This window comes from Trichocoleus sp. ST-U2, from assembly GCF_039961875.1.
Lineage (GTDB): Bacteria > Cyanobacteriota > Cyanobacteriia > Cyanobacteriales > FACHB-T130 > FACHB-T130.
In genome coordinates this window covers 67,803-81,844 of sequence record NZ_JAMPJY010000015.1, presented here as the reverse complement: position 1 = coordinate 81,844, position 14,042 = coordinate 67,803, and the positions used below count along the sequence as shown (strand labels likewise).

Here is a 14,042-nt window from a genome sequence, read left to right as displayed (position 1 = left end):
ACCTAGCGGGTTGCTGCCTTGATCGGTTGTTTCCACACCGCAGCAGCATAGAGCGAGTTCTCAAAATCGGGGGCAATATCACCTGTGATACGTGCCTCATGATGCGCCCAGTCCTCAAAGAACAAGTCGTGACTGATGCACGATACTATTGCAGGTACGTCGCGGCGGATGCTAGGTATGTCACCGACTGGCAAGCCGAAGCTGACCAAACCAGCAGGATTAAATACGTGAATGTCTTTCAGATAAGGGGCAGTGCCAGGTACTTTTTCTTGGTATTCGTGGGCGCTACCGAGGTAAGGGTGCATCCCCAAATTGTCGTCGCGCAGGTCTTCTGGTGGCTCGTAGCGATCGCGCCAGAGGGCAATATGCTGGGCAAAGTCGGCTAGTTCGGGACGCTTTGTTGGGTCAACGAAGTAACCAGTGCCAGCGATCGCAAAATCAAACTCGGAAACATCATCGTTCACCTGGATAGCAATGCGATCACCCATTTTCCGTGCCGATTTCCAAGGTGCAGATAGGTGGATGTGAAAGTTCGGGAAGGCGATCGCTCGCTTAATCGAGTTCGGTGGTGGCGCGGTGCCTGCTTGATGAAAGCGCCAAGCCTGGAACCAGCGAACTGCATCGGGTAGTTGAGGATAATTGTCATAAGCGCCAGGATAGTCCCGTACCCGCAGTAATGACAGAGATGCAAGCTCTGACCGCCGTACAAATAGGTGTACTGCCTTAGCTCCCGATTCCAACGCCACTCCTGCTGCATCGAAAGCTGAAGCCGCTGCACCCAGCACTGCCACAGTCTTACCGCGCAGTGCTTCAAAATCGATGGCATCGGCGGTATGTGCGTACAGCGTGCGTGGTAAGTCAGCCAGTACTGGAGGTATGTATGGACCACCAGTGCCAGCCACGCCATTGGCGAAGATAATTTTGCGCGTAGTTTCTACCTGCGGGACACCGTCTACCTCAAGGTGTAAGCGGAAGAAACCTGCATCTGGCTCAATCCGCACCAACTTCGTCCGGTAACGAACCTGGATACCGAGGAATTGCCGATACCAACTGAGGTACTCAGCCCAAGCCACTCGCCCAATGTGATCGATCTGCGCGTAGGCTGCCGCACCGTGCCGAGCTTCGTACCAGGCTTGAAAGGACAATTCTGGGATGCCTAGTTCTGGACCAGGCAGATTTTTCGGCGTGCGGAGCGTTTTCATCCGCGCTCGCGTCAGCCATACGCCTGCATGAGCCTCGTCATCGGCTGCATCGATCTCCGTCACACGACCGATTCCAGCACGGCGTAGCGCAAATACAAAGGTGCTACCGCTGCCGCTGCCACCTATTATAGTGACATTGTGATCGATGCCAGGGCGATCGGGTACCCAGTTTTCGGGATCGGGACCGAGCAGGCGTAGTGCCTCGCGGGCATCAAAATCGGGATCGGTCGTTGTTGTCCTGTCGATCATGGTGTTCTCTACAACGTGGGTGGTCAGAAAGCAGCGAATATGATCTGCGATCACGTCCCCATCTTCTTCCAGGGCAAAGTGTCCGGTATCGAGTAGATGAAACTCAAGATTCTGCAAGTCACGTTTGTAGGCATAGGCTCCTTCGACTAAAAAGCCCTGAGCGTTTTTGCCCCACACGACTAACGTTGGGGGTTGATACTGACGCAGGTAGGCTTGCCATTGCAGATACAGCAACAAATTGGATTGATAGTCGTACTTCAATGCCAGTTGAATATCCGAGTTACCAGGGCGATCGAGAAGCGCTTCATCCAAAGTCCACGTATCGGGACTGAGGGACTCTAAATTTCTCGCTCCAGTGGTGTAATACCATTTCGCGCCCTTGATAGCTAGAGCCTGACGCACCCGCTCGGTATTCTCAGGTGTCTTGTTCTGCCAAAAAGCTCGCATTGGTTGCCAGAAATCACCTAGCCCTTCCGCGTAGGCATTGCCATTTTGCACAATCAGCGACTCTACCCGCTCTGGATTCTGCGTTGCAAGGCGATAGCCAATAGGAGCGCCATAGTCCATCAAGTAAAGACTGTAGCGTTTCAAGCTGATCGCATCGATAAAGCCTGCCATTACTTCGGTAAGGCGATCAAATGTGTAATCAAACTCATCCACCGTAGGCATGGAACTATAGCCAAAGCCAGGGTAATCAGGGGCAACCAGATGGAAGGAATCCGCAAGTGCAGGTATGAGATTGCGGAACATGTGAGAGGAAGTCGGGAAGCCATGCAACAGCAGAATCGTTGGGTTGTCGCGAGAACCCGCTTCACGATAGAAAATATCTAAACCATCGATTGAGACTGTGCGATATGTGGTCATGGAATATATGCGTTGTAGAAGTATGAGAAACAGGCGTTCTGTTGTTCTCATTGTTCAATATTCATTTGATTCAGAACACTGAAGTTTGCTGAGTTAAGCGACAAGTTAGAGACGGCTTTAAAGCGTTTAAATCTTAACTCAAAGAGTAATTACAGGTTATCTCCATCCAGTTATTTCAATCGTTACAGGAAAGTGCCCTATAAGTAGTGGCTGATGGACGTGAAGCCATGCTGAGAGAACCTTCTTCAACTGGTGAAGTTTTACGACAGGTTAATTTATCTCACATCCTGACGACGACCTTGCTCCTGGAAGTAGTCGCGCCAACTTTCGGGTAAAGCTTCCAGTTGAGCAGCACGGTGAAGTAACTCTGGATTGTCTTCCTGGCGAACATAAAGTTGAGTGATATCAGCAACAGTGATGTTGTTGTCATCTCGACTCACCAACTCTAAAGTGTCTCCAGCTCCGACTTCGCCCTCTTGCAAAACACGAAAGTAAAATCCGGTTCGACGACTCGCGAGAAATCGTTTAACCATATCCGGTCGTCCAAACCGAATCCCAAGTTTGTAGCAGGGTAGGCGAGGTTGTGTCACCATCAGTTTTACAGTGCCGATGTGAAAGTGATCGCCAATGTTCACTTCCTCTTCTTTCAGCCCAGTGATCGTGAAATTTTCGCCAAAGATACCTGGCGGGAACTCTGTATCAGGCAATTCACTTTGCCAGTAATCATAATGCTCGAAGGGATAGACATATATGGCTTTGTCTACTCCTCCATGAACGGTTAGATCGGCTTGCCTATCACCGTCTAAATTGAGAGATCGTACCATCACCCGTTCGCTGACTGGCTCTTTGAAAATTCCAGTTGTAACTGTTTTTCCCTTCCAAGTTACTTCACGCGGAAGTCCGACGTTGACACAGATGAGTTTCATCTTTAGCTCCAAAGTTTTGGATTGCATTCAATTACGGCAGCCAACATGGGATATCGAAAAAATGAATGAGTTGCTTATCGGAGTGCTTGATTGAGTAAAGGTGCAATGACCGCGATGTTTTTGACCAACTCATCGGAGAGAGAGAATCGCTGTTTTAAGTAATCAGGATCGTTGTAACTCAGCCATACCTTACCGTCAGCCGCTTCCCATGCCAGTATTTTCAGGGGTAAATCCAGAGCGCTCGTCGGTTCTGCAACCATGAGCGGTGTTCCGGCTTCAGGGTTGCCAAATAGCAATAACTGTGTCGGACGCAGGCTGAGTCCAACTTTTTTCGCTTCAGCTCGTTGATCGATGCGGACAAAAATGGTGATGCCTTTTGCCTGAAGGATAGCTTCTAAGTGATCGATGGTTTTGATTACTGAATATGGGCTGGGCTGACTGATGATGCCGTTAATTGCATTCATAGCCGCGAACTCCTCAATGGTTTTGGTGATGGGTATTTTTAAGGCACTTCAAATCTGTGCCATACCGCCATCGACAAACAACTCGATGCCGTTGACAAAGCTGCTGTCGTCACAAGCGAGAAAGACAACAGCTTTGGCAATCTCATCGGGCGTCCCTACTCTTCCCAGGGGGATAACGCTGGCTTGGCTGTCTATGAATTCCTGCACCTGCTCACCACTGAGTCCCAAGTGATCGTAACCAGGAGTAGGAACCACGCCGGGACTAATGGCGTTAACCCGGATATTGCGTTCTTTGAGATCGAGAATCCAATTACGGGCAAACGAACGCACGGCGGCTTTGGTAGCGCTGTAAACACTGAAGGCTGGGGTACCCATAGTAGTAGTAGTCGAGGCGCATAGAATGATGGAAGCGCCCAGGGGCAACAGAGGCAGTGCCTTCTGCACAGTGAACAGCAGTCCTTTGACATTAGTGTTGAACGTTTTGTCAAAGTGTTCTTCGGTGATGGCTCCAAGTGGGACGAGTTCCCCACCGCCAGCATTGGCGAAGATCACATCAAGGTGTCCTTGCTTTTGCTCAATCGTGGCGAACAGACGATCCAGGTCTGCCAAATTTGAGACATCGCTCTGAACACCCGTGACGTTTTCACCAATCTCTTTGACGGCAGCATCAAGTTCAGTTTGGCGACGACCCGTGATGAAGACATAGGCACCTTCAGCAACAAAGCGCTTGGCAGTGGCAAGACCGATGCCGCTGGTACCGCCGGTGACAAGAGTAACTTTTCCTTCTAGTTTTTTCATTTTGGATCAGTCCTGTGGTTGTTGAGGGGTGAAAGAGTAGTTTGCGGTGGGTTGCTTTCAACACGAGAACGATGAGGAGCAGCCTGATGTTGACGATCTGCGCTAAAAAGTTTTCCCGCATCACCTCATGTGGGGGGTAGATCTCCGGGCGCACCCAGAAATTCGTCACCTATCTCAGCAGCAATGCGTTCAAATAGCGCCAGGTCTGTTGGTTCTGTCTCATCTACCGTCCCGGTTGCTGCAATCAACCGAGCAAAACCGCTGGGTGCAGCAACGACTAATGCACGCGCTGGTTTATCGCTGAGCACGCCAACGACGTGAGGAGTGCCAGGAGAAATCAGAAAGCTTTCGCCAGGGGTTAGCACAGCCTTGTTCTTACCCGCCCAGACCGTAAGCTCCCCTTCCAGCACGTAGAGTTGTTCGGAATAGCGCGTGTGGCGATGGGGGGGCGTTAGTGTACCCGGAGGGTTGTAGCCCTCGATTAGATCGTACTGACCACCTGTTGTAGTGTGATCGGCAATGATGGTGATACGATTGCCCAAAAGCCAGAAAGATTGTGTCATAAGATTGCTCTTTTCTCCTTGTGGATAGCTATAAAGTTGATGTTTAATAGCCTTATTAGTCAGAGGGGTCAATCGCTGCAAATGTGCGATCGCTTGAATCGCTATCGCCTCATCAGGATTGCTGTCTCGATGAACTGGAAAATCCTGAGATGACTGAAGCCGCTGAGTAACCTCTTGTGCAATATGGGTAAATACATGATTCAAACTGGAGCTGTTGAGGTGTTGCGGCAGGCTTTGCAACTTTTCAGGATTATCGATAGCAGTGGAGTAAAGGTATTGCCGATCACGGTTCATTAGTTTGTCTCCCTATCTAAACTTCACGGTTTAGAACACATTGCTAGAGTGGGTTTCCTAGTGTTTGATCGTGCAAGCTCAGTGCAAATGTGTTTCACCTGATTCCGAATGAACTATCCCTATTCTTTGACGTTCGGCTAATTTAAACCAGGAAAGTTTTCCAAGATAGGTTTTAAGTTAAGTTCAATTTCAGCATTCTGAAGTGCAACTATATATCTGAATTGCCCAAAAAATAAATTTAACTTAAAAACTGAATAGCACTCAAAACCATTTTTAAACAGTAATAGAATGGATGTCATAAAGTTTTCCTCAATGAGACATTAGTTAGGATTAAAAACCAGGAACATCAATTACTTACAGTGATAATTGCTGCCATCAACTGGTCAATATTCCAGCGACCGATATAGCGAATTTCATTAATAAACAGTGCTGGGGCAGCCGTTACTCCACTGTTTAATCCACTTTCGATATCTTGATTGATGCGATTGATATGTACTTTACTTGATATATCTTGCAGAAATTGAGGGATATCAAGTCCTAAATTATTGGCATACTCCACAAGATGATCGTTTCCTAACGCTTGTTGATGGGTGAACAAAATCTCATGCATCTGCCAAAACTTACCTTGGGCGGCTGCCGCTTGGGCCGCTTCGGCTGCACGTTGGGCATAAGGATGTATTTGCGGCTGTGGAAAGTGGCGAAATACAAAGCATAAGTCGTATAGCTGTTGCTGGATCGCCTTGATTAATTGGTGAGCTTCGCCACAAATAAGACATTGATAGTCACCATATTCAACGAGTGCCACTGAAGCGCTCACCAATCCCTGAATATGATCTTGTTCAGAAATTGGCACAAGCAACCGATTATAATAATCACCGAGACTCATTGGCACCTCTTAGGAAAGGAGTGCAGCAGGTAGAGACAGATGATTGCTATAAAACATCTTTCAAAATTGGGTAAATCAATACCTCTGTGTTATCTGTTGCATACTCTCAATTTAGAGAGTTAAGTCGATTTTGTCGCTGAGAAAAACTTCAGAATATAAGCTGACAAATTAGGCAACTGATAACCTGACAAATTTAACAGGTATGACGCTACAAGCTAACAATGCCTCGCCTCAATGCAACGATCACCGCTTGAGTGCGATCCTCTACACCCAACTTACTTAAAATATGATTGATATGAAAGTTGACAGTGCGTTCAGTAATATGTAGAGCCTTGCTAATGACTTGGGTACTCTTGCCCGTTGTAATGAGTTGAAGTACCTCTAACTCGCGATCGCTTAATTCTGGACTCGTCATGCGCTCTAAGAGTTTGGCACCTACCTGAGGTGGAATGTGCTTCTGTCCTTTGTGAACGGTGCGAATAGCAGCCAGCAATTCTTCTGGCTCAGCATCTTTGAGTAAATATCCTTTGGCTCCTGCCCGTAATCCCTGATAAATATCTTCATCGCCCTCGTAAGTCGTCAATACGATAATCCGAGCAGCAGGAAACTCGGTGCAGATGGCAGTAATCGCAGCGACTCCATCCATCTGGGGCATTCGCAAGTCCATCAAAGTTGCATCTGGCTGTTCTTGACGAAAGACAGCAAGTGCCTCCTGACCATTTCCAGCTTGTCCAACAACAAGAATATCTGGCACTTCTTCTAGCATCCCGACCAAGCCCTGACGCACAACCGGGTGATCGTCTACAACCAGAACACGAATGGCATTAGATTGATTCATGATGGTTTTTCCTGCTGATTTACGGACACCGCAATTTCTGTTCCTTGTCCAGGATTACTCTGGATCTGGAGTTGTGCCCCAATGCGATGGGCACGTTCTGACATCCCTAATAAACCAAAGCCATTGTGGCTAGAAGAACGATCAATGGGAAATCCCTGTCCATCGTCCTTAATTCGTAATCTGCACTGCGTGGACTGATATATCAGTTCAACGCGAATTTCGGTTGCTCTGGCGTACTTCAGTGCATTAGTCAAGGCTTCCTGTCCAATCCTGAGCAGATTATTCTCCACCTCAGAGGGTAGTGGATAGGGAATACCGATGGCTTCACACATAATTGTCGTATCAGAGGATGATTCTAACTGGGTTGCCAGTTGCTTGAAAGCGCTTAACAGATCGTTATTTTCTAATAAGTATGGACGGCGTAGCGCCTCTACAGAGCGGCGTGCCTCCGTGAGTCCAGTTCGGGCTAAGTTTTGTACTTGAGCCAGGTAAGCTTGAGCTTTTTCTGGGTCTACCGTTATCTTGCTAGCAGCAGACCTAGCGTGAATGATAATGCCCGTGAAGGACTGTGCCAACGTATCATGGATTTCTCGCGCCATGCGGTTGCGTTCTTCCAGAATCGAGGCAGCTTCAGCGAGTTTGCGATCGCTAATATCAAGAATCACACCCAACATTCGCACAGGCTGTCCGGCTGCGTTATAAATGCCTCGACCTCTGCCAACCAACCAGTGAATACTACCATTTGGGTAGATCACTTGATATTCAGCTTCAAAATCGGTATGAGTTGCTAGAGCTGCTGTAACAGCTTGCTCAATCCGATGAATATCTTCTGGATGAACGCGATCGCGCCATGCCTGATAGCTACTCTCAACTTCACCGGGGACCAACCCCAGCAATCGAGCGTGGTTATCGTTCCAGTTCGTTGTATTCTCCACGATATTCCAGTTCCAACTGCCGATGTGGGTGAAATCCATTGTCAGCCTGCGTTGCTCTTCACTCTGGCGCAGGGCGTTTTCAATTCGTTGGCGCTCTTCAATCTCCTGCGAAAGCAGCAAAGTCCGCTCAATTACTCGTTGTTCCAATGTTCGGTTATAGTCGGCTAGCAGTTTCTCTGCTTGTTTGCGCTCTGTGATGTCTTGAAAGGCTGCGATCGCGTAAACTACCTTGCCCTGTTCGTCAAAGACAGGAGTCCCCCACACCTCAACTGGAATAGTTACATTGTTTTGGTGAATTTCCAGATCATCAACTGTGGTGCGTTCGCCGTTCAATGCCTGGATAATAGGTAGTTTCTTAGTGGGATAGTTTTGTTCTGTTCCCGTCACATAAAATTGATAAGCCTCTGCGATTTTATCCGGCGCTACAGCAGGATCAATCCCTTTGCCCATGAGCTGAATGCCCCGTTGATTGGCATAGTAAGGGCGACCCGTCGCATCAATGACGGCAACGCCCACCGGAACTGCTTCTAGAAATTGAGTCATTTTGCTTTCGCTGGCGCGTAGCTTTGAATAAAGTCTGGCATTTTCGATCGCGATCGCTGCCTGGGATGATAACAGATGTAAAATCTGCGATCGCTCTGATGTAAACGCCCCAGTTATTAATTGATTTTCCAGATACAACACACCAACGAGCTTACTTTGATTGAGCAGCGGCAAACAGAGCAGTGATTGAGTTTGGTGATGTTGAATGTATGGCTCATAGATAAAATTACCTTCATGAATAGCATCATTTAAGATGACAGGTTCATGAGTCCGGATCACATACTGAATAATGGATTCGGGTAAGCAATTTACCATTGAAATTGATTGCAGTACTTGTGTAGCACAATTCGCACCATCATTGAGTTCACAGGCAGCTTCAATCACCCATTCTCCTGAATTTTCTAAAATCAGAAATCCTGTTTGTGCGCCAGCATTCTCGATTAATATCTGCATTAAGGAACGGAGCAACTGATCTAGTTCAATTTCACTCGAAATCGCTTGAGATGCTTTCATCACCGTCGCCAAATCAAAAGCGATATGTGAGGTGTTCGAGGTGGTGCCAGCATTAGTGCGAATTCGTGTGTCAGCTAAACTCGATGACTGAGGAAAGAACTGTGGATAACAAGTTTCCAAGTCTTTGACTTTTGCAACTGCTCCCCAGTGTTCATAGCAGTAGTGAGCTTCTTTCATGTAGGTTTGGGCAAACTTTTCTCTACCACGCAATAGGTAAAATTTGGCAGCTAATTCATAGGCTAATGCTTCTTCTTGAAGATACTCGTTGTCTCTAGCCCCTTGAATCGCTTGTTCGTAGAACTCTTCTGCCTCAAGTAACTGCCCCAAAACTCGTGCTTTCTCTGCCTCAACTAGATGATATTTATGCAAATGATTCATGGACGCATAATGTGACCATTGCTTCATTTTGTCCTGGCTCAGAGCAACTTTTTTGAGTATTTCTGCCTGCACTTGAGAGCTGCTTTCAGGATAAATTGCAAGCCTTGAAAGAGAGTTATAGAAGTAGTATAAAGGAAAAAAAGGTGACCCTGTGACGCGGTTTAAATAACGTTCCGCTATGGTTGAGTTTTCAACTGCCTGAACATAATTACAAAATAGATAGCATAGCAAAAGCTTGTTTAAGTAGACGTCAAAGATTAAGACTTCATCATTTGCTGCTTCATGTAGTGGCAATCCATTCTCCTCATTATAGGATTCGCCAACTAGACGGGTTGTATTGACCGAGCATCCGATCAAGTTTAAGACAGACTGCCGATATACTTGCATCCAGAGGAGTGTTGCTTCCTGTTTGATTTGACGAATTGCTTCACTGTATGTCGCCATCTCGCGTTCAACCTCGGCGAGTTCCTTTCCAGCCACAAAGGCGTGGATGCAGTAATTGTGAGCGCAATAGCTAGCAAACTCTAAGTCCCCAGTTTCTAGTCCACTTCGATAGCCTTCTAAGAATGGCTCCAGTGTTTCTCTAATATGTTTTTTCCACGGAATGATGAAGCCATTTAAGAATAAGAATGTCCTAGCTTTGAGTGAATGGGTATTCGGCTGTGACAACAGCCTTAAAGCAATCTGTCCAAACTCATAGCCAGATTCTATGTTTTCGGCTGTCCTACAAAGAATAAATCCATAGGTGGCATAGGCAAAGGGAGACACAGAAGCATTGCCATACTGGATTGACAAATTGACCTGTTTAGATACAACTAGAGGCATCAAATCAGGAGCCGCGATATAAACAGCAACTGTGATACTAGATAGAATTCGCATCGCGGCCAACTTGTCTGGCTTGGTCATTTGGGGCAAATGAATTAAGTCTCCAATCGGTTTCTCCCCAAAGAGAGATGTGATTGCGTCTAGTTCAAGGCGAATATTTGACTGACTGAGTGTTTTGGGAAAACTAATTCCCAGTTGCTGCAAAACCTGCAATGCGGTATTGATTGCTTTCAATGGCTGGCTCTGCGCCATGTAGGTCTGAATTTTGACTTTGTAAACTTTCACGATATCGAGAACCGTTTTAGCCTCTTGCAGAACGACTCCTGCCCATTGGTCTACACCTTCAAACTCTCCACATAAATATGCGACTTCTGTTGTTTTTGAAAATAACTCTAAGGTCAAGTCATACTCTGTTTGCCAGCTAGACGCTGTCAGGCATTCTCTTCCTGATGCTAAATATTTTTTAGCAATCGTGTAAGCGATCGCCCCTTTTGCTTTCTGACCTGCCAGCAAGTTCAATTTGGCAATTTCATTGCGTTCCGATTGATCGGTGACAAGCTCAATTCCTTGATTTAAGTGATCAACAATTTCAAACAGTCTGTCTGTTAATCGCTCTGGTAACGTTTTTTCGAGGAGATTACGACCAATTTGCAGATGAATGATTTGTCTCTGTGACGCATCAATCAAGGTGTAGGCGGCTTGCTGCACACGATCGTGCAAGAATTTGTAATCCTGAACCAGGAGTTGTTCATCTAACTCAGATGTCGGCACAATTAAACCTGACTGAGCCGCGGCTATTAGTTCCGGAAAAATTTCCCCATGTGAGCTTTCACAGATGATAGAGAGGGTGCTTAAATCAAAATTAGCACCAACACAAGCGGCCAATTGTAAAACTCGCTGAGTTGCTGGAGGCAGTTTTTTCAGTTTCCTAAGCATCAACTCCACCACATTATCCGTGATGTTCTTGCCTTCAATGTGAGTGATATCCCATTGCCAACTAAGATTTTCAAGGTCGAAGCTTAATAAGTTTTCTGCATAGAGCGTTTTTAGAAATTCATTGACAAAAAAGGGATTTCCGCCTGTTTTTTGCAATACTAATTCTGCCAGTGAGATGATTGTACTGATGTCACTGTGTAATGTGTCTGCAATCAGTTGTGCAATCGCGTTTAGTCCCAACGGTGCTAACGTAATTTGGCTAGTATTTACTCCCGCTTTTCTGAGTCCCTCCAGCATTATCGTGAGTGGATGCGAGCAATTCACCTCATTATCTCGATAGGCTCCAATCAGAAACAGATATTGCGTCTGGACATCTGTCATTATCAACTCAATTAACTTGAGTGTTGCTGAGTCTACCCACTGAAGATCATCCAGAAAGATCACTAAGGGATGTTCTGCTGAACCAAATACCCGAATGAACTGCTGAAAGACTCGATTGAAGCGATTTTGAGCTTCCGTTGCACCAACTTCTGGAACGGGTGTCTGTTTGCCAATAATCAATTCAACTTCAGGGATCACATCAATGATGATTTGTCCGTTGCTTCCCAAGGCTGTGAGGAAACGCGATCGCCACTGTTGCAATTGCTCGTCGGGTTCACCCAGCAGTTGCTGCACCAATTTTTGCAGGGCATGGGCGATCGCGCTGTAGGGAATATTGCGCCCAAATTGGTCAAACTTACCAGATACAAAATAACCGCGCTTTGCAGTAATAGGTTTGTAGAGTTCCTGCACTAATGCTGATTTCCCAACCCCAGCGTAGCCAGAGACCAACATCATCTCGACTTTGAATTCAGAATTTTCTTCATTCTTCAGTCTCAATTGTTCATTCCCCATTCCTGCTACTCTGTCAAACGCTGCTAATAATGCTTCAATCTCTGCTTCGCGCCCATACAGTTTTTGTGGAATTTGAAACTGATCGCAAACGTCTTGAATACCCATTTGAATACTGTCAATTTGACCTGTTTCTGCGAACTGGCAAAAACCTGTTTCTAAATCTGCTTTGATACCCCAAGCACTCTGATAACGCTCTTCAGCATTTTTCGCCATCAGTTTCAAAATCATATCTGAAACAGGTTTGGGAATCGTTGCATTCAGTTCATGGGGCGGAACAGGGTGTTTGGCAATATGACAATGAACTAGCTCAAGGAGGTCTGCTGTGGGAAACGGCAGATGTCCGGTTAACAGTTCGTAGAACGTCACACCGAGCGAGTAAAAATCGGTGCGGTAATCGAGCGAACGGTTCATGCGCCCGGTTTGCTCTGGAGACAAATAGGCAAGAGTTCCTTCTAAACCATAATGGCTCTTGAACGTCGGATTTGTACGGCTAAACTGGGTAGCAATCCCAAAGTCAATAATTTTAACAACGCCAGTATCCGGATTGAAAACGATGTTTCCTGGATTGATATCTTTATGAATAACATTGGCGGCATGGATTCTGCCTAGAATGTTTGTCAGGTCGATCGCAAGCGGTAGAAAAGTAGCTAAGGGCATCGGGCAGAAAGTCTCTGGTCGCTTGTGTATCCATTGCTCTAGAGACTCTCCACCAAAATCTTCTAAGAGAATGACGAGTGTGCGTTGATAGTCTTGCTGGCTGTATGCCTTAACAACGCCTTCCAGGTTGAGAGAACGGGTAATTTCATATTCTTGCCTGTAGCGTGTCAGTTCTTGGGGAGAGGGATAATCTTGCTTGAGTAGCTTAACTACGAGCGATCGCTCATCTTGTACTCTGATGCCCCGATACACTAGAGATACTGAACTCTCATAGATTTTGCAATGGAAGGCAATTCCAGGTAGGGCAATCATTGAACTCTCTCCCAATGAATTTCATGAGCTGAGTTAGCGCCTGTCAGACAGGCACGCTTCATGAATATACTTCCTCACACTTAGAGTTTGAATCCCCTGTTTAGGTTTTCCAGTCATTCTGGATAATTCCAACATTCTCAAATGAGAAATTTATCCTTCTTGCCAGGGAAAACGATTAGTACAGGGGTTGAGTAGTAATGGAACAGAAACTTACGCTAAGGCTAAAACACTGACCGAGTAGTCATTTCAAGAAGCGCTTTCCAGCCTCAATGAGACGTACCAATTAGACTCTTCCCTAGATGGGACAATTAATGGGGTACTTTTCGGACACTGGAAAGAGCATCCTGGTCGCTAAATTTTTAGGGGTTTAGATGGGACAGCTAAAGCCATATCGGGTCGCAATTTATTGTCGCGTTTCGACGGATGAGCAAAGTTGCGATCGCTAAGAAAGAGACTTGGTTAGTTACGCACAACTATCGGGTTTGGAAATTGTGGCAGTTTATAAGGAGACAGCGTCAGAGGCGCTAGACCTCTTTTGCGCCAGATACTACCCCCCGCCGTTCGTTATAGCGCCTTGTTAGGCTCATGACCCGACAATGAAGGTGGACAGATTTCCATCTTTTGAATTAAGCCATGCTCAATGGTATAACGATGACCAACGTGCTCATCGGCAAGCACAGCTCCGGCAAGATCGCGCACGACCTGATGCACCTTTACCAAAACCGGCCCAGCATCCTCCGGGTAAAAGGAAACCGGCTCGACGTGTGGATTGATGAAGCTCCACTGCTCCGTCCAGTAAGCGCGAACTTCTTTAGTCCCACGAACAAAACCGCCTTTGAACGCTTTCGACCAAGCCACATCGGGAGTCATGAGGGCGAGGGCGGCATCAATATCTCGCGCGTTGAAGGCAGCATACGCCGCGCGTATCAGTTCAATTTCTGGTGCAGATTTATCTGACATAAGAG

At 46.6% G+C, this 14,042-nt stretch carries 9 protein-coding genes; all 9 read right to left on the bottom strand.

Annotation, left to right across the window (positions count from 1 at the left end; all coding sequences use genetic code 11):
• Positions 1–2 precede the first annotated feature (2 nt).
• Positions 3–2,315, bottom strand: coding sequence for an alpha/beta fold hydrolase (locus tag NC996_RS12555; RefSeq protein WP_190690635.1), 2,313 nt, complete (start codon positions 2,313–2,315; stop codon positions 3–5).
• 275 nt (positions 2,316–2,590) lie between these two features.
• Positions 2,591–3,241, bottom strand: coding sequence for an MOSC domain-containing protein (locus NC996_RS12550; protein ID WP_190690636.1), 651 nt, complete (start codon positions 3,239–3,241; stop codon positions 2,591–2,593).
• 74 nt (positions 3,242–3,315) lie between these two features.
• A complete protein-coding gene (locus NC996_RS12545; protein ID WP_190690638.1) occupies positions 3,316–3,705 on the bottom strand; it encodes a DUF302 domain-containing protein in 390 nt (129 codons plus the stop codon).
• Between the two features lie 48 nt (positions 3,706–3,753).
• Positions 3,754–4,503: an SDR family oxidoreductase gene (locus tag NC996_RS12540; RefSeq protein ID WP_190690640.1), complete on the bottom strand. Its 750-nt coding sequence runs from the start codon at positions 4,501–4,503 to the stop codon at positions 3,754–3,756.
• A gap of 125 nt (positions 4,504–4,628) precedes the next feature.
• Positions 4,629–5,360 carry a cupin domain-containing protein gene (locus NC996_RS12535; RefSeq protein ID WP_199303401.1) on the bottom strand — a complete coding sequence of 244 codons (732 nt, stop codon included), beginning with the start codon at positions 5,358–5,360 and terminating at the stop codon, positions 4,629–4,631.
• Positions 5,361–5,706: 346 nt separating this feature from the next.
• A complete protein-coding gene (locus tag NC996_RS12530) occupies positions 5,707–6,246 on the bottom strand; it encodes a DsbA family protein (protein ID WP_190690642.1) in 540 nt (179 codons plus the stop codon).
• Between the two features lie 208 nt (positions 6,247–6,454).
• The gene (locus tag NC996_RS12525) at positions 6,455–7,084 is read right to left on the bottom strand and encodes a response regulator transcription factor (RefSeq protein ID WP_190428507.1); all 630 of its coding nucleotides are present in this window, start codon (positions 7,082–7,084) and stop codon (positions 6,455–6,457) included.
• Positions 7,081–13,077 (bottom strand): AAA family ATPase, encoded by a 5,997-nt coding sequence (locus tag NC996_RS12520; protein ID WP_190690643.1) that lies wholly within the window; start codon positions 13,075–13,077, stop codon positions 7,081–7,083. Before NC996_RS12520 ends, NC996_RS12525 begins: the two co-directional genes overlap by 4 nt.
• A gap of 564 nt (positions 13,078–13,641) precedes the next feature.
• A complete protein-coding gene (locus NC996_RS12515; protein WP_190690644.1) occupies positions 13,642–14,037 on the bottom strand; it encodes a nuclear transport factor 2 family protein in 396 nt (131 codons plus the stop codon).
• Between the last annotated feature and the right edge of the window lie 5 nt (positions 14,038–14,042).

What these genes read in the sequence shown, in the direction of transcription:
- NC996_RS12555 (WP_190690635.1), bottom strand. Translation starts at nt 2,315, where the DNA reads ATGACCACATATCGCACAGTCTCAATCGATGGTTTAGATATTTTCTAT.
- NC996_RS12550 (WP_190690636.1), bottom strand. Translation starts at nt 3,241, where the DNA reads ATGAAACTCATCTGTGTCAACGTCGGACTTCCGCGTGAAGTAACTTGG.
- NC996_RS12545 (WP_190690638.1), bottom strand. Translation starts at nt 3,705, where the DNA reads ATGAATGCAATTAACGGCATCATCAGTCAGCCCAGCCCATATTCAGTA.
- NC996_RS12540 (WP_190690640.1), bottom strand. Translation starts at nt 4,503, where the DNA reads ATGAAAAAACTAGAAGGAAAAGTTACTCTTGTCACCGGCGGTACCAGC.
- NC996_RS12535 (WP_199303401.1), bottom strand. Translation starts at nt 5,360, where the DNA reads ATGAACCGTGATCGGCAATACCTTTACTCCACTGCTATCGATAATCCT.
- NC996_RS12530 (WP_190690642.1), bottom strand. Translation starts at nt 6,246, where the DNA reads ATGAGTCTCGGTGATTATTATAATCGGTTGCTTGTGCCAATTTCTGAA.
- NC996_RS12525 (WP_190428507.1), bottom strand. Translation starts at nt 7,084, where the DNA reads ATGAATCAATCTAATGCCATTCGTGTTCTGGTTGTAGACGATCACCCG.
- NC996_RS12520 (WP_190690643.1), bottom strand. Translation starts at nt 13,077, where the DNA reads ATGATTGCCCTACCTGGAATTGCCTTCCATTGCAAAATCTATGAGAGT.
- NC996_RS12515 (WP_190690644.1), bottom strand. Translation starts at nt 14,037, where the DNA reads ATGTCAGATAAATCTGCACCAGAAATTGAACTGATACGCGCGGCGTAT.